The organism is Gemella parahaemolysans, assembly GCF_053758945.1.
In genome coordinates this window covers 1-17,546 of record NZ_JBSMTP010000006.1, presented here as the reverse complement: position 1 = coordinate 17,546, position 17,546 = coordinate 1, and the positions used below count along the sequence as shown (strand labels likewise).

Genomic DNA, 17,546 nt, shown 5'->3' with positions numbered 1-17,546 from the left:
TTCACCTCGTAATTAAAAAATCTTTCATGATTTCTGAATATTTCTTACTAAATTTATCACGTATTCCATCTGAATACGCCTTAATATTATTGATACTTACCTTTTTATTAAATACTGCTCTAAGAATTTCTTTTAAAAATAATTCAGAAATAAATATATAATATCTTCCTTTACTATTAATATTTCTCTTTACAAATACTACCCTATTTCTCTTCATTAAATAGTCAGACAATCCCCCTATTTTACTTATAGATACGGATCCTTTATGGTAAATGTAAGTATTCGTTAAACATAGATTTCTATATCCTAATTTCTTAGCCTTATAACACCATTCTGTTTCCTCATAAAATAAAAAATACTCCTCTGGAATAAATCCTAATTCTTTTATTATGTCAGTTTTAAAAAACATGCATGCACCCCCTACATAATCCGTTTCTATTATGTTTGGAAGCTGATTTCTTTTCATCCCATTATTTTTCCTAGTCACTCCCCCTCTATCAATTAAAATATCTCCACCAGTCGATTGAATGCACTCTTTATCACTATATTCCATTAATGTAGGACTAATAAACGCAACATCTTTACCTAACTCAATAATACATGCTTCTAAAAAATTTTCTGTTATTATAGTGTCATTATTTAATACACACGTATATCTATATCTATTTTCTATCGCATATTTTAATCCTAGATTATTTCCATAAGCGTATCCTTTATTTACATTACTTTTTATCATTATAATATCTTGAAATTGATTTTCTATCATATTAACACTATCATTTGTAGAATTATTATCTACCACAACTATATCTATCATTTGGAAAGGAATAACATTTTTTATACTCTTTATACATTCAATTGTATCTTCATAATTATTATAATTTAAAATAATTATACAAACCTTAGCTTCCATTTTTACTTATCTCCTTTCTTTTTGATAATTTATCTAAATAACACATTATCATTACTATTACTGATAACGAAAAACTTCTCTGAATTCCATAGATATTTAATGAAATTGATGTTATCAAGATAACCCAAAATAACGATAGCATAAAAGCTTTATCAATCTTATCTATATATTTATTATTGTATAAATTTAATAATTTATACAATAATATTCCATACATAGGGATTGAAACCAATCCAAACTGTACAAATAGTTCTATAAAGCCTAAGTCATCTAAATACCACCTATTTACCTCTGATGGACCATATAATACTATATTACTAAACGGGTTAATAGAAACTAAAATTCCTAATCCTCTTACCCATTCTCCATCTGATATTAGTTGTAAATAATAATCTAATTCCCAATATCTATATCCAATACCGTAATCAATAGCATCCGAAGTTAATCCTAAATAATTTATTAAAAATCTCATTATTAAATATAACACTATCAAACTTGGGATCGCTAACAACATTTTAAAAATACTATTAATTCTTTTCGAAAAAATTATTAACACTGCCATCCCTAGTATCACAGAAATTAAAAGAATTCGCGTCTGATTAACTAGTATAATATATAGTAAAATTGCTATAGTTTTATAAAGGTACTTGCTTTCACCTAATTTCAAATACAAATACAAAGCACTTAAAATACCTATTGTAATTAGAGGCGTCCCATCTATTCTAATTGATGTCTCATTCCTGTACCATAAATCACCATACTCATATAAGAAACCAGGAAATATAACTATCTTGAAAAATGAATATGCTAACCAACTTATGGTTCTTAATCCTAATGATAAGAGCAATAAATTTATTATATTATTTAAAACTTTATAATATTTAAACTCTCTATTATTAATAGTTGCTAAGAGGGGACAAAATAATAAAATCCAAATATATTGTCTAGACCCATAAAAGATATCTTTGAAATCATAACTATATTTCGAATTCCCCAAATATATCCCATAAAATAAAGTCAACACAATACCAAAAAAATAAGTATTTGTAAATACAGTAAATTTTTTAATATTTTTTAAATATAAAGGGAAAAATATTACTAATATAACTAGTGAAAAAATTGTTAAATAATTTCTTAGTGTATCTAATTTTAATGGTAAAATTAAATATATACCTAATATTAAAGATAATAGAAAATAATAGTATAATTCTATAATTGTACTTTTGTATATCCTCATTTTCTTCTACTCAAACCTTTCTAATATCTGATATATTTGTTCTACTCGTTTATCCCAAGTATTATTTTCTAAAAAACTTAATCTAGATTCTTCAGTATATTTTAAAGATCTGTCTTTAACCAATCTACTGATAATAGCGTTGTACTCATTGTAATTATTATAAAAATATACAAATTCATCAAATCTATCTATTTCTTTATATTTTATAGAAATAATGTTTTTAGAGAAATTTATATATTCATATAGTTTTACAGGATCTACTGCTTCTATTATTTCATTGACTTTAAAAGGCATTATTAAAACATCATCATTTTTAATATGCTTGTATATGTTCTCATGATTAACACTACCTACATATTTAATTCGTCTATTCTGAGGAACTTCTACATTATCAATCGGCCCTATTATCTTATATTCAATGTTTTCAAAATCTTCAAGACTTTTTAAAATTGTATCAAAATCAAACCAGTGGCTAACTGTCCCAACATAAGTAATAACTAATTTGTCCTTATTTGCTTCATCTTGATTTTTGTTTTTAATAATTTCTCCGTTATAACCATTTCTCACCAAGTATAACTTATTTTGTTCTTCTATAGATAGCGAATAATCATTTATTAGATTTTCTTTTAATTTCAAACTAGATACTAAAACTACATCAGCTTTTTTTATCAACTGTTCTTCTTGCATTTGAATTTTCAACATCTCCTCTGTTGAATTACAAAAATAACTGTGATAGTCCATACAATCATAAATAATTTTCGATTTTGTATTTGTTCCTAAAAATGGGTACTGTCTAGGATGACTTAAATAAATAAAATCCGAATTAAATCTTTCTATTGATTTTTTATGAAAATATACTTGTTGTTTATTATTGAACCACTTTAAATGTCTATATCTATGAATCAACGGTATTGTATATACCGGAATCAGCTCTAAATTACTATTATTAATTTCATTACTTGATAACACTTTTTTATTATATCCATACCTGTAAAATACCTTTAATCTATATTTTTCCGCTAATTTTTCGGCAATAAATTGTGGTCTCTGCTTTATCCAATTCCAATCCACAGCCATTACATAAGATATTTGTTTCATTTTTTTTATCTCCAATCTATTTTTCTAGATTTTTAATACAATTCTACTTTTATTCTATATCTTTACTAAATATTTTATATATATACCTGATGTTAAAATCAATTTTCTACTTATATTCTTAACTTTATTTCCCCAATCCACTTCAAATCTATTTACATTTTTCAAACCATAAAAACCTCCCTTTAAAAATACTCTTTCAATATTTTCTAGGACTTTTACCTGTTCAATACTTAGATTTTCTTTTCTCATAATTTTAATTGTTGCTAATGATTGACTATAAGTTAAAGCATGATCTTTCGCTAATTCATTAATTTTTGAAACTCTTCTGAAAATTCTCTTAAATCCATAATCATAACTATGTTTACTTGTAACATTCTCATTATAACGTCGATACCCCATCGTTATTAAAGGAAGAAAATAAACCTTTCCAAAGATTCCAGCCCACTTAGTTACAAAATTATCATGTGAAAGATATCCTAAAACTAAATCATTATTTTCTATTACAGGTAAGCTCTTTAACAATTCAAAATTAAAGAGAACTGTGCAACCATAAGTTTTATGCGCGAAAAATGAAGTTATAACATTAGTATATCCTATTCCAGTTAGTTCATCCATATTTTGAAAAACTACTTCTCCATTTTCATCTATTATCCTCATATTACCATATATAACTATTGGAATATCAGTATTAACTTTTGAATCGTAAAATTTTAAGTATTCCTCAATCTTTATATTATCCCATTCATCATCTTGATCCGCAAACATGTAAAAATCATATTTTTTAATTTTTTTCACATAATTAATAAGCCCAAAAAAATTATAATACGCTCCATGTTTTTGCGAGTTACTAAGAATGTATTTTATTCTATTATCCTTTTTTGCATAATCTTTTATTATACTTAATGTATTATCAGTAGAAATGTCATCCCTAATAATTAACTCCCAATTTGTGTATGTCTGATTTATTATTGTATCTAACTGTTTAGCAATATATTTTTCTCCATTATATGTTGCCATCATAATTAATATAGTTCTATTTCCCATAATAATCCTCCAATACACTATATGTTTCCTTAAAACCTTCTTCAGCTGTAAAAATCCCTTTCCATCCTAATGTTTCTAACTTATAACTATTTAAACTTGAATTATTCATTGGATTTTGTTGTTTTATTTCTAAATCATTAGGTAGTTGTAAAATTAATTCCACATTTGCTATTCTTGAGATTATTTCTGCCATCTCTTTTATTGTTATTATTGAATTTTTATTAGAAATATTGTATGCTTCCCCTAATCTTCCACTTAGTAATACCGTTAAAATTGCGCTTGCACAATCCAAACTATGACAATAAGACCTTATTTGTTCTCCAGCACTCTTCATAACAAGATTTTCGCCTCTTAAGGCATCTCTTAAAAAACTTGAAGATATCCTTCTATCAGTTTCTTTTGCACTAGGCCCATATATATGTCCTGGTCTAACTATCTTAACATCTAAGTCGTACTCATTAGCATAACTTATGCACAGTGTTTCTGTTGCTCTTTTAGAACTTGAATACGATGATCTAACATTTAATATATCAATATATCCATACTCATCTTCTACATATGGTTTTACATTTTCTTTTATACCATAAACTTCACTAGATGATATATATACCAAAGATTTTACAGTATTATTTTTAGAAAATTCTAATAAGTTTTTCATTCCAAATATATTACTCAACATTGTCTCTACTGGTTCTTTCACATATAGTTCTGGACTAGCATTACTAGCACCATGAATAACATAGTCGACTTTAACATTAAAATCTATATTCTCTTTAGCATCATATTGTATATAAATAAGATTTTTATTATCTTTATATCTCTCAAATCTCTTATTTATACTGTTTTGGCTTCTAGCACAAGCATATATCCTAATATTATAATCAAATAGTTCGTTCAAAACCAAGAGCTCATCTATTATTGATGAACATATTAATCCTGTTGAACCTGTTATTAAGATAGATGAATTTTTTAATTTTTCTACATTCACTATGCTATTTAAAGATGCTTTGACACTTTTATAATAATTTTCTACTTTCAATAAATTCATAGTTATTCCTTAATCCAATGTTCTTTTTTAGCATTTAATAATGCTTTAAATATTTCTAAATCATCTAACGTTGTAATTTTTAAATTTTTTTCTGATCCAGATGAAAAATAAGTTTCTCTTCCGAAAATTTTCATCAATTCACATGAAGCTGCTACTTCTGTTATACCATTTTTCATAGCTTCGTTATGTAAAGACAATATATCCTCTAAATCATAAATATGTGGTGTTTGTGTTCGTCTTAATAAGTCTCTATTTACAGATTTTAAAGATTTATTTTCTTCCTTATTATCTAACACAAAAGTTACTTCTACGCAAGGAATCGCAGCGACAGCACTACCGTACTTTTTATAAGTTAAAAATGCATCATCAATAATTTCATTACTAACCATTGGTCTATTTCCATCATGTATTACAACCGTTACATCTTCCTCATGATGTTTTCTTATTTCTGTCAATCCATTATAAATTGATAACTGACCTGTATCACCACCATTAACTATATACTTTAATTTTGTAATATTAAACTGTCTAGCATAAGATCTTAACATTTCTTCCCAACCTTTTAATATTACTACACAAATTTCATCTATACCTGGGTGATTTTGAAACTTTTCTAAAGTATGAATAATTATGGGCTTATTTTCTACATGTATAAACTGCTTTGGTATATCTTGCTTTATTCTACTTCCTATTCCAGAAGCCGTTAATAACGCTATATTCATATAATTTCTCCTAATATTTTAATTCTAAAAACAGATGTTTTTCTCTTTTTCCTCTTGGAGGAATATTCATATAATCCTCACCATAAAAAATTCTTAAATAATCTTCTGCAAATATAGGTATATTTAGTTGTTGTCCTTCAAATATCCCTTTTTTATAGACACTCATATCTTCTCGTCTATATATTTCTTTTGGAAAATGCTTTCTACCTGTAGGTATTGCCACAAATTTGCTATCCTCATCTTTACACCATGAATTACATTTGTCGTTCCATAATAACCATCTTTTTAGAGATATAATTCTTAAAATCCTTCCAAAAAATAATTTTATAGAAGAATAATTTACTTCCCGTTCTTCTAATTCTCGTATTTCTTTAGGTAAGTTTCTATTGTTAAAATCTCGAACAGCAGAAACTCCAAAATTCAGCATTAAACTTGAATATTTTTGAATAAATCTTAACGCTACATTATCAAAGGTATTCTCTACTATATATAAATCAATTGATATTCCACATTGTTTTTCCGGGGATTTCCAATCATACTTTCTTCTAGCGACTGTCCCTTTTTTTCTTATTTGTGTTACTAATAAACCTAATTCAGGATCAGATTTTGGAGTTTGCAAATAATACGATTCTCCTAGCTCAGTGTCGAAAATTTCTAATAATTTATCATAGCCTTTTCTTGGAATATTTATATCTATGTCATCATCCCATGGAATAAATCCTTTATGTCGAATTGCTCCTAGAATACTACCACCACTTAATGAATAATCTATTTCATGTTTTTCAAAAAAAGATACTATATCTTTTAGAATTTTCAATAACTCGTTCTGATATAATTTTATTCCAACATCATTCAAAACAATTATATCATCTTTAGTATATTTCATTCTCTAAACTCCTTCTCATACTGATTGACTATATATTCCCAAGAAAATTGTTTCTTAATTCTCTCTTTAGCATTTTCTTCAAGAATTTTTATTTTTTCATCATCTAACTTTTCAGCTTCTTCAATAAGAATATGAAGATTGTCTTTTTCCCAATATAGTGCTCCATTTTCCCCTACTTCCCTATTAAAGCCTACATCCAATAATAAGTTTAATCTAGTGCTTCCTAGTGCTTCTAATAATGACGGATTTGTTCCACCAACTTCATGACCATGGAAATATGCAAATGCATTTTCTCGTATGTATTTTAACAGTTCTTGATTATATACTGTTCCAACAAATTTAATACGTGCATCTTTATCAAATCCTGTAGTTTCTTTTAACTTTTCGTAAAATGAATTTTGCTCAACATTTGTTATTAATACAAAATCTTTCTTACTACTAGATTTCATAAATTCTCTAATCATTGTTTCGTAGTTATTTTCTGGAACAAATCTTCCTACTACTAAGTAGTAATCATTTTCTTTAACAGCTTTACTGGCAAACCACTCTCTCACTACTTCACTTTCATTTGTAAGAGTACTTTTATTTAAATCTGTCCCATAAGCTATATAAGTCGTTTTCGGACTATACTTTTTATAATCCTCTTTAATATATTTTTCTATATTTTTACTATCACAAACAAGTTTATGTGCATATTTTACCATAAGACTCTCTGATATTTTCCAATATTTTCTAACTGGTAAACTCCATTTTTCTCTTAACCATTCATGCCCATCTGGATTAACTAATAGTACTCCACCTATCTTGTCTATTTTTCTCTTTAATCGAGCTATAAACGGTCCTATTCTACATGCAAGAACATAGAATATTGGTCTTTCATATTTTTCTTTTTCTGCTTTTTTTATTGCCCATTCCAATGCTTTTACATCGTAATAAATCGCTTTGGCTGGCCCAATATTAGGTAAATCTATAGTATAACACTTCGCTCCATTATGTACAAATTCTCTTTCCAAAATTCCAGATTTATCATTATTTTCTTTTGTACACGCTACATGGTATTGTATATTTTTGTCTTTTTGATTTTCTGTTAATTTTTCTACAAATGTTTCAAAACCACCATATTTGGCTGGTATACCTTTTGAACCTACTATAAAAATATGCTGCATTTTGATCTTTTCACTTCCATTTTATCAATTTTTATGTTAATATATCCTTATTCACTTATATTAGTCTGTGTTTTTGTTTGGCGACGAAACACAGTCTTTTTTTTGTGAGAAGCAGTGACATAAGCGACTCAAAAATCGTACTTTCATAGAAATCGATTTTCTAGAGTCGCCTCCGCACCGTTTATTAGATTGCAAAGGAGCTTTCATCAAACAATCTTGAAATCAATAAACCGCTTCATCTAAGTACTCTCCATAATACTTTATAAAGTATACTTTTACGTAGCACTCCACTCCCTATTTGTTTACTTTTCCCTTTATTATTTACTTCCTTCTCTTTTCAGGACAACCATTATAGTTTTAAATATAATCTTTATGTCCAATCTTAATGACCAATTTTCGATATATTTCATATCTAATTTAACTACTTCTTCAAAATCAAGAATGTTACTTCTTCCGTTAACCTGCCACATCCCTGTAATACCAGGTTTCACCTGCATACGTTTAAAATGGTGAAGATCATACTGCGTATATTCATCAACTGTTGGAGGTCTCGTTCCCACAACACTCATATCCCCCTTAAGAACATTAATAAATTGTGGAAGCTCGTCCAACGACCAATCACGAAGTTTTTGTCCAAATGGAAACACCCTTGGATCATTTTCCATCTTAAACATTAAAGTCGTCTCTAGCTCATTTTGGCTAAGTAACTTTGCTTTCCTTTCCTCTGCATCCATATACATACTTCTAAATTTGTATATTTTGAATTTTTTACCATTTTGCCCTATCCTTGTTTGTGTGAAAATAAGTGGCCCTGGCGCCTGTTTTTTCACTATTGGTAGTATTATTAAACCAACAACAATAGTCAACAATAGCCCCACTATTGAAAGTATGATATCCATAACTCTCTTCAAAATTACCTGGCGCAGTGTTGCTATTTTTATCGCTGATGTTAGGTAAATATTATCTCCTTGGAAGGTAACGGCCGTATTTGCACCAACTTCATTTATAATTGGTGTAATATTGATTTTTGTTGGAATACCGAGTATTTCAAAAATCTTAAAAATTTCTACTAAGCTTGTTTGCGATGATAAATTAGCATATATTTCATCAACTCTATGATGAGATAAAAAATCTCTAATTTCAGAAATATTATGTACTACAGGTTTAGAATTATACGTGTATTCATCTGATTTGTTTGCATATGCTAGTACTTTATAATTATTAGGAAGCTCTCCAATAGTATCTAAATCACAAAACTCTGACAAAATTATAATATTACGACTATCATCTCGATATCGATTATTTATTTTTTTAGAAATAGTTCTTACACAATAAATGAAAATAAATGCCAAAACTAGATAAATAATCAATTCCAAACTTTCTATTATATTAAAGAAATCTTTACGGTTAAACATTACTAAAAACAATGTGAATAATGAAACAATCTTCAGTACATATAAGAACGTAGTCTTAAGCTCTTTAAGGTAACCACGTTCCGATATCGTCCAGTACTCTTCCGACATAAGTGCCACTAAGACACCTATAATATTCACAACAATAAAAAAGTATAAATTATCTTTTGACTTTTCTTGAAAATCAAAGCTAAAAATATAAGCTAAAGATAAAGCTATTAAATCAGTCACTAAGAACAAAAACTTACTATTTCTTCTAATATAATACATCTTGTTCTCCTCTTAACTTAGGCTTTACTTCATATCTTTTTCTCTGTTTATTCCATAGCTACCATAATGACCGTAGTAACCACCATAACCAAGTTCGTTTGAGTTAACTTTGTTTAAGATTGCACCTAGAAATTCTGCTCCACCTTTTTCCAGTTGTTCTTTGGCTTTCTCTAGAACTTTTTTCTTAACACGATTAGCTTCAACCACCATTACTACTCCATCTGTCTTAGGAGCTACTATAGCTGCATCAATAACCTGTCCAACAGGTGGTGTATCAATAATCACATAGTCATAATACTCTCTAAATACCTCAATCATGATATTGAAATTTTTATTTTGTAACAATCCCGTTGGATTTGGTGGTACTTGACCAGCTGGTATAACATTTAAATGTTGGATATCTGTCTCATAAATAATATCCTCAATTGGAGATACTCCAGATAGGTAATTAGTTAATCCACTTATTTTACTTTTAAATTTGAAACGTCCCGCCATAACAGACTTACGCGTATCCGCGTCTACTAAAATAGTCTTCAGTCCCAATCTCGCTAATGAAATAGCCAAGTTCGTTGATATTGTACTTTTTCCTTCGTTTTCAGAAGTTGATGTAATTGCAATTACCTTTTTATCTTTTCCTAAAAACTGGATATTAGTACGTAAGGCATTGTAATACTCTTCGTTTTTAGGATCTACTATGTTTTTATTTGTTAGTAAATTAATTTGTGCCATGTTTTCTTATCCTATCTCTTTCCTATTTTTGTATCTGGAACTACTCCTAAGAGTACTAGCCCCATACCATCTTCAATATCTTCTGCTCTTTTAATTCTATCATCTAATAATTCGAATAATACTACTCCAGCTACAGCTATAATAAAACCTAGTACTGTTGCTAAAATTCCATTTTTAGGAATATTCGGTGAACTTGGAGACGTTGCTGCTTTTGCCTCTTCAAGTGTCGTCACATCATCTATTTTTGTTACTTCTTTAATTTGATCCGCTGATACTTCTTTTACAGTATTAGCTAGTTCACTCGCTACTTGTGGGTCTTTATCTCGAACAGTGATAGAGATAATACGTGTATCTTTTGGTGCATCTACACTAACTTTCCCTGCCAATTGTTTTGCTGTTAATCCTAATCCACTTTTTTCAGCTGAATCTTCCATAACTTTATTCGAAAGAATAATCTCTTTATAGTCTTTTACTAATAGTGATCCTAATTGAACATCCTGTGTAGTGATTGCTTTATCATCTTTCTTTTGATTAACTACATATACTTTTGTAGTAGATGAGTATTGTGGTGTTACCAAGAAAATACTATAAGCAAGTGATACTGCAGCAAATAGAAATGTCACTAGCAAAATTAATATTTTCTTCTCCCAAATACTTTTTATCAGTAGCATAATGTCTAACTGTATTAAATCTTTTTCTTGATTATCCATTTTATACTTTTCCTCTCAATTAAATTATTTTATTCATTAATAGTTTTTCTTGATTTTTTTCAAATAGTTCATAGGCTATTGTAGGCCCATATTTTTCCTCGATAATATCATATGCCTCTCTCATATGTGTCCTTCGAGAATTCATATTATGCATGTCACTTGCGATAAAGTGAACTAACTCCGCTTCTAAGTATTTTTTAGCACGTTTTTTATAGTGCTTATGTTTATCACCAAATAATTTTGGTTTTAGAACACTTGCAGCATTAACTTGGATGTATGCGCCCATGTTTATTAGTTCCTGAACACCTTTTTCATCTACATCGTTATATCTCTCAACATGTGCTACTACTGGCGTTAATCCAAGTAATATAACTTTATTCAACGCTCTGTGAATTTCTTTATAGCGCATTTCATAAGGAAATTCTACAAGCACATAGTCTGTTTCTGCTAATCTTGGGTACTCTCCACTTTCAATCTTAGCGATTTCACCTTCTTTATAATAAACTTCACTTCCTAAGTAAACTCTTAAATCTTGAGCTACTTCAGCAGCAATATCTTCTACCCGCTTGAAATTCGATTTTATTATCTCTATATCTGTCTCAAACATTCCACGTCTTCTATGAGGTGTAGCGATAATTGTTCTAACACCTTGTCTATAACTCTCTTCCAGCAAATCACGAGTGTCTTTTTCAGTTTTTGCACCATCATCTACTCCGAATACTACATGGGAATGTATATCTATCATCCTAACTCCTTCTCTCATCTACTTACCTTCCAATACTTCCTTAATATTTTCTGTAACTTCTTGTAAACTTTGTTCATTAATCTGTGTCATATATAATCTAGCTCCAGGCATTGCGTATGAAGGTAATTCCATGCTTCCTGTTCCAGTTAAGGCTTGAGAAGCTACATTATAATCTTTACCTGCACTTAGTTGTTCATTCGCAAGACCCAGCGCTGTTTCAATCGGCATATTTGTTTGAATTGATTGACTCAGTTCTTTTATAATACTTTGGTAATTTGATAAACCTTCTTTTGAAGTCAGTTTTTTAATTATCGCTGTTATAACTTTTTCCTGATTTTTACCTCGATCATTATCACCGCCTGTTAAACTATATCTTTCACGAACAAATCCTAAAGCTTTGTCAGCATTCAAATGAACCAACCCTGGTGTGAAGCTATATTTACCGTAAAGTGATGTAAACGTCTGATCATTATATACATCTACCCCACCTACAATATCAATTAGTTTTAAAAAAGATGTAAAATTAAGCCTTGCATAATAGTCTATTTTAATACCATATAGATTTTCTAGAGTATGAATCGAAGAATCTACCCCATAAAGTCCTGCATGTGTAAGTTTATCATATTGGTTGTTTCCACCATCGGCAATTTTTACATAAGAATCACGCGGTGTAGTAGTTAGTAAAATTCTTCCAGTTTTCTTATTAACTGTCATAATAATATTAACATCTGCTCGACTTACGCTTGATACTGGTCCAAATGTATCGATACCACTTATATAGACATTAAATGTATCACCAACATTTTGTTTTGCCTTTGTACTGACCGTTTTTGTTATTTTATACTCATATATTTTTTTCGTTTTTTCTTTAAAATCTGCATGTTGACTAGTAATAAGATCTTCAAATGAACTATTAAGTATCATTGCCCTACTAGTTCCTGTAGTTAGTTCTTCATAAGCTGAAATATAATTTTTAGATTCTGTAAGATTTAAACTTTGTTTTTCTTTGTCACGAATTTCTTTCATCAACTTATTAATATTTTCCCCATCTGTAGATACTGGGGCGGCTACCGATGCACTATTTAAATCTGAAAGTTTTTCTACTGTATCATTTTTCATAACAACAACACTCATAGTGTATTCACTAACTGTTGCATTACTGTTTAAGTTATCGAATAAGCCGATTGCTGTTCTAAACTGCATGTAAGAAAATACTAAGATAATATTAATAATAATCAACATTATTGTATTAAATATTTTCGCCTTTTTCTTAATTACCAAGAATACTGAAAGTACTATTGCCAAAATTATTACTACGATTACTCCATAGTTAATACCTCTAAAGTTTAAAAAATCATATTTCAACATCGTCCAGATCACTAAGCTTCCGAGTATAACCAACAAAATAGTCAATATTCCATTGATGATTTCAAAAAACTCTATATTCATAACATGGTTATTATTACGACTATTTGAATTTTTTCTCATTAATTTCTAACCTCTTCAATTTATAAAATTTACTAATACAACTCAATTCTAGTTGTTCTGTATTATTTACTAATTCTCCATCAATTTGAAAGTATTTCTGATTTGTTTTTATTATTAATCTATGAGTTCTTATATGTTTAATATTCTTAAGTTTATCATGTCTTTTCAGAAGTAAACATAGATAATTATATATGAATGTTATAACAGTCATATTCTCCATTATCATAACATGAAGAATATTATCTTGACCTGTTGCATTTGGGGCAAACTTTATCCCTCCACCTTCATAAGGCTGAATCATTACATTAAGTAGATACAACTTGTCAGTATCAATTCCCCCAGCATCCCATAATATTTTTGCTTTATATTTCTTAAGTCTTATAATACCTATAACTCCCTCAAGAAAATAAATATACTTTCCTAGGTATTTCTTTAGCCTGGAACCATTAGCTCTTTTTATTATATCTGCATTAAAACCGATGTCGAACCCTGAACAGAATTTCCTATCGTTAACAACCCCAACATCGTATTCAATATATTTATTTGAGTCTAATAACTTACTTATTTCAATATTTCTATTAAACTTTATAGACCTAGCAAGATCATTACCCGAACCATAAGCAAGATAAATAAATTCTTTTCCATGATAGTTGTTTATCACTTCATTAATTGTTCCATCCCCACCGATAACTATTAAGTCATCCCCAGTTACTTCATTCATCAAGTCATTGGCATTTTTCTTTTTAGATGTTTTTAACACCTTGTAGGATAGCATCATTAACTTTAGTTCATTTTCTATTCTTTCAAGTTCAATAAGACTTTTTTTACTTCTAGAATTAACAATTATTTCAATCATATTACGAACCTATACAAAAATACTTTATCTTAGTAATTATACTATAAAAAGCTATATTTATCAAAGATTTAATTAATTTAAATATACTATATAAAATAGAGATAATTCATTCTTATTGAGTATTTTATATCTCCATTCTTATTCTCAAAAATAAAAAATTATTTTAATTTTATATTTTTAATCATCTCTATTCAATTCTATTTAAAATTACCTCAGATTCATCAAAAATTTTCAACAGATTATTATATTTCTTTCACTTTAAAAATAAAAAAACTATTCTATTGATAAATTTAACTTTAATTCAGAAGATAGCTTAAAAAACATCTTCAATAGTCTATAAATCAATAAAATAGCTTTAAACTTTCTCAAATATCTACCACAATAAGTCGATAGTTTAATCCTATAAATATTCTAATCTGTCAATTCCTTGTTGTTCAGATGTTTGCGTAAAGTCTGCATCTACATTATTTTTAGGTGGTTTTCTTACAAATAACATTATCGCAACTACAAAGTATAATAAGTACACAGGAATTAATAGTCCAACTGTCATTATACCAACTACTATCGCTGAAATCAGGAATAAAATTCCTGAAATAATTCTTGCTCTCATAGTAAATGAAGCTATTAACGCAATTACGATTGCAATTATTGCAACCACAGCATAAATTTTTACAATTACTACAAGTAAAGTTACAATATTCATACCTGAAGATGCCAATAACGATGAAATCCCTGGATCTTGTAACAAATTATATAGTACAGGCTCTAATTGCGGCTGTTTAAGCGCGGCTTCTAATTGGCTAGAAAATGCGCCTAAAGACAGTAAAACTGTCATAAGTATCATAATAACATTCGCTATCCAAGCTAATATTTTTTCTATTTTTCTAGTAAATGGTTTCATATGTTTTCTCCTTAAATTCATATATTACTTGAATTATAACATAAAATATACTTTGGCTGATAATAATTTACATTATATTTAAAAATAGTTGAGTTCTCAGAATGGCAACTCTAATTCAAATTATCAATCAGTACCTGTTCCTTCTTTTCAGTATATTATATAAGAATTTATTGGAAAGTATTAAAAACCACACATCCCTCATCTTCAATACCTCTCATTTTTCTAGTACGCCATAGTTTCATTAATTTCTAAAAAACTGCTCTACCTTTTTTTAAAACCACTTATTATTTTCGAATCTTTCTCAAAATTATAAATTGTTTCATGTGAAAACATTAACCTTTAATCTATGATATCAGGTATCTTTTAACTTATAATATAAAAACTAAATAAAATTATTCGAAGACTTTTATAAAAAATATTTTTCTTATATATATTTTTCATTTGCACATGTAAATTTCTTATTCAGTTAAACATATAAAACATAAGTAAGAATACAATCCATATATAGATATATCTTATTTCTCTATAGCATGTAATAAAATAATAACTATTTTTTTTATATTTAGATTTTCATCTATTATTCCCCTTTATCATTCTTATAAAACATAAACTACTTTTATAAATTTATCACTTTTATAATGTATTTTTAAAGTTAATTTAACAATAGCCCCCAAAATTCATCTGAATTCTGGGAGCTATTACTATTTTTTATATTTAGAAGATATTTTTAAAGCATATACTCTTATATTTTATTGTTTTATCTTCTTATTTATCTCTACGACGTTTTCTAGCTGTAGCCAATCCTAAAATCGCTAAACCTAGTCCCACTAAGCTACTGTTAGTTTCTGTTGTTCCTGTATTCGCTAAACGTTTTTCTTTCACTTCAGGAACTAAAGTAGTTAATTTCTTAAAGATATGCACCTTGTTTCCATCGCTATCTACTGTCGTCTTCACAAGTTCATATCCTGGAATAGAACCTGGATCTTTAATTCCTTTTTCAGTTGATTTTAATGGATTTCCATTTTCATCTATCCATGAAGTTGTTTTTTCTACTACCGGAGTAGGTGTCGTTACTTTTTCATAGATGTGTTCTGTATCTCCATTTGGTAGTTTCTTACTTTCTACAAATCTGTATTCTGGGATGTCTTTCTTATCTACTGTTCCTGGTTCACTTGGATATTTCGGAATCTCATTTCCTTCTTTATCTTTGAATGAAGTTTTAACTTTTTCGTAGATGTGTTCTGTATCTCCATTTGGTAGTTTCTTAGTTTCTACGAATCTGTATTCTGGAATGTCTTTCTTATCTACTGTTCCTGGCTCACTTGGATATTTTGGAATCTCGTTTCCTTCTTTATCTTTGAAGAATGTATTTACTTTTTCGTAGATGTGTTCTGTATCTCCATTTGGTAGTTTTTTACTTTCTACGAATCTGTATTCTGGAATGTCTTTCTTATCTACTGTTCCTGGTTCACTTGGATATTTCGGAATCTCATTTCCTTCTTTATCTTTGAAGAATGTATTTACTTTTTCGTAGATGTGTTCTGTATCTCCATTTGGCAGTTTCTTAGTTTCTACGAATCTGTATTCTGGGATGTCTTTCTTATCTACTGTTCCTGGCTCACTTGGATATTTCGGAATCTCATTTCCTTCTTTATCTTTGAAGAATGTATTTACTTTTTCGTAGATATGTTCTGTGTCTCCATTTGGTAGTTTCTTACTTTCTACGAATCTGTATTCTGGGATGTCTTTCTTATCTACTGTTCCTGGTTCACTTGGATATTTCGGAATCTCATTTCCTTCTTTATCTTTGAAGAATGTATTTACTTTTTCGTAGATGTGTTCTGTATCTCCATTTGGTAGTTTTTTACTTTCTACGAATCTGTATTCTGGAATGTCTTTCTTATCTACTGTTCCTGGTTCACTTGGATATTTCGGAATCTCATTTCCTTCTTTATCTTTGAAGAATGTATTTACTTTTTCGTAGATGTGTTCTGTATCTCCATTTGGCAGTTTCTTAGTTCCTACGAATCTGTATTCTGGAATATCTTTCTTATCTACTGTTCCTGGCTCACTTGGATATTTCGGAATCTCATTTCCTTCTTTATCTTTGAAGAATGTATTTACTTTTTCGTAGACATGTTCTGTGTCTCCATTTGGTAGTTTCTTACTTTCTACGAATCTGTACTCTGGGATGTCTTTCTTATCTACTGTTCCTGGCTCACTTGGATATTTCGGAATCTCATTTCCTTCTTTATCTTTGAAGAATGTATTTACTTTTTCGTAGACATGTTCTGTGTCTCCATTTGGTAGTTTCTTACTTT

At 28.7% G+C, this 17,546-nt stretch carries 16 protein-coding genes; all 16 read right to left on the bottom strand.

The window, feature by feature from the left end:
- Position 1 precedes the first annotated feature (1 nt).
- A complete protein-coding gene (locus ACWOBP_RS05045; protein ID WP_455337750.1) occupies positions 2-913 on the bottom strand; it encodes a glycosyltransferase family 2 protein in 912 nt (303 codons plus the stop codon).
- A complete protein-coding gene (locus tag ACWOBP_RS05040; RefSeq protein WP_455337749.1) occupies positions 903-1,385 on the bottom strand; it encodes a hypothetical protein in 483 nt (160 codons plus the stop codon). Before ACWOBP_RS05040 ends, ACWOBP_RS05045 begins: the two co-directional genes overlap by 11 nt.
- A gap of 771 nt (positions 1,386-2,156) precedes the next feature.
- Positions 2,157-3,248, bottom strand: coding sequence for a hypothetical protein (locus ACWOBP_RS05035; protein ID WP_455337748.1), 1,092 nt, complete (start codon positions 3,246-3,248; stop codon positions 2,157-2,159).
- A 54-nt stretch (positions 3,249-3,302) separates the two neighbouring features.
- Complete coding sequence (locus tag ACWOBP_RS05030; RefSeq protein ID WP_455337747.1) at positions 3,303-4,292, bottom strand: glycosyltransferase family 2 protein; 990 nt, start codon at positions 4,290-4,292, stop codon at positions 3,303-3,305.
- Entirely contained in the window at positions 4,282-5,340 is a 1,059-nt protein-coding gene (locus tag ACWOBP_RS05025; protein ID WP_455337746.1) for an NAD-dependent epimerase/dehydratase family protein, read from the bottom strand. Before ACWOBP_RS05025 ends, ACWOBP_RS05030 begins: the two co-directional genes overlap by 11 nt.
- A 2-nt stretch (positions 5,341-5,342) precedes the next feature.
- Positions 5,343-6,062 (bottom strand): IspD/TarI family cytidylyltransferase, encoded by a 720-nt coding sequence (locus ACWOBP_RS05020; protein WP_455337745.1) that lies wholly within the window; start codon positions 6,060-6,062, stop codon positions 5,343-5,345.
- 10 nt (positions 6,063-6,072) lie between these two features.
- On the bottom strand, positions 6,073-6,948 hold the full coding sequence (locus tag ACWOBP_RS05015; protein WP_455337744.1) for a LicD family protein: 876 nt from the start codon (positions 6,946-6,948) through the stop codon (positions 6,073-6,075).
- Positions 6,945-8,114: a beta 1-4 rhamnosyltransferase Cps2T gene (gene cps2T / locus ACWOBP_RS05010; protein ID WP_455337743.1), complete on the bottom strand. Its 1,170-nt coding sequence runs from the start codon at positions 8,112-8,114 to the stop codon at positions 6,945-6,947. The genes ACWOBP_RS05015 and cps2T overlap by 4 nt, the downstream gene beginning before the upstream one ends.
- A 317-nt stretch (positions 8,115-8,431) precedes the next feature.
- Complete coding sequence (locus ACWOBP_RS05005; RefSeq protein WP_455337742.1) at positions 8,432-9,796, bottom strand: sugar transferase; 1,365 nt, start codon at positions 9,794-9,796, stop codon at positions 8,432-8,434.
- Between the two features lie 24 nt (positions 9,797-9,820).
- On the bottom strand, positions 9,821-10,525 hold the full coding sequence (locus ACWOBP_RS05000) for a polysaccharide biosynthesis tyrosine autokinase (protein ID WP_455337741.1): 705 nt from the start codon (positions 10,523-10,525) through the stop codon (positions 9,821-9,823).
- An 11-nt stretch (positions 10,526-10,536) separates the two neighbouring features.
- A complete protein-coding gene (locus tag ACWOBP_RS04995; RefSeq protein WP_455337740.1) occupies positions 10,537-11,235 on the bottom strand; it encodes a YveK family protein in 699 nt (232 codons plus the stop codon).
- 19 nt (positions 11,236-11,254) lie between these two features.
- Positions 11,255-11,980 carry a CpsB/CapC family capsule biosynthesis tyrosine phosphatase gene (locus ACWOBP_RS04990; RefSeq protein WP_455337739.1) on the bottom strand — a complete coding sequence of 242 codons (726 nt, stop codon included), beginning with the start codon at positions 11,978-11,980 and terminating at the stop codon, positions 11,255-11,257.
- A gap of 18 nt (positions 11,981-11,998) precedes the next feature.
- Complete coding sequence (gene cpsA, locus ACWOBP_RS04985) at positions 11,999-13,468, bottom strand: LCP family glycopolymer transferase CpsA (RefSeq protein WP_455337738.1); 1,470 nt, start codon at positions 13,466-13,468, stop codon at positions 11,999-12,001.
- On the bottom strand, positions 13,449-14,324 hold the full coding sequence (locus tag ACWOBP_RS04980; RefSeq protein ID WP_455337737.1) for a diacylglycerol/lipid kinase family protein: 876 nt from the start codon (positions 14,322-14,324) through the stop codon (positions 13,449-13,451). Before ACWOBP_RS04980 ends, cpsA begins: the two co-directional genes overlap by 20 nt.
- A 400-nt stretch (positions 14,325-14,724) precedes the next feature.
- Positions 14,725-15,225 carry a DUF4064 domain-containing protein gene (locus ACWOBP_RS04975; protein WP_455337736.1) on the bottom strand — a complete coding sequence of 167 codons (501 nt, stop codon included), beginning with the start codon at positions 15,223-15,225 and terminating at the stop codon, positions 14,725-14,727.
- Positions 15,226-15,990: 765 nt separating this feature from the next.
- On the bottom strand, positions 15,991-17,546 hold a 1,556-nt coding region (locus ACWOBP_RS04970; protein WP_455337735.1), incomplete at its 5' end, for a MucBP domain-containing protein.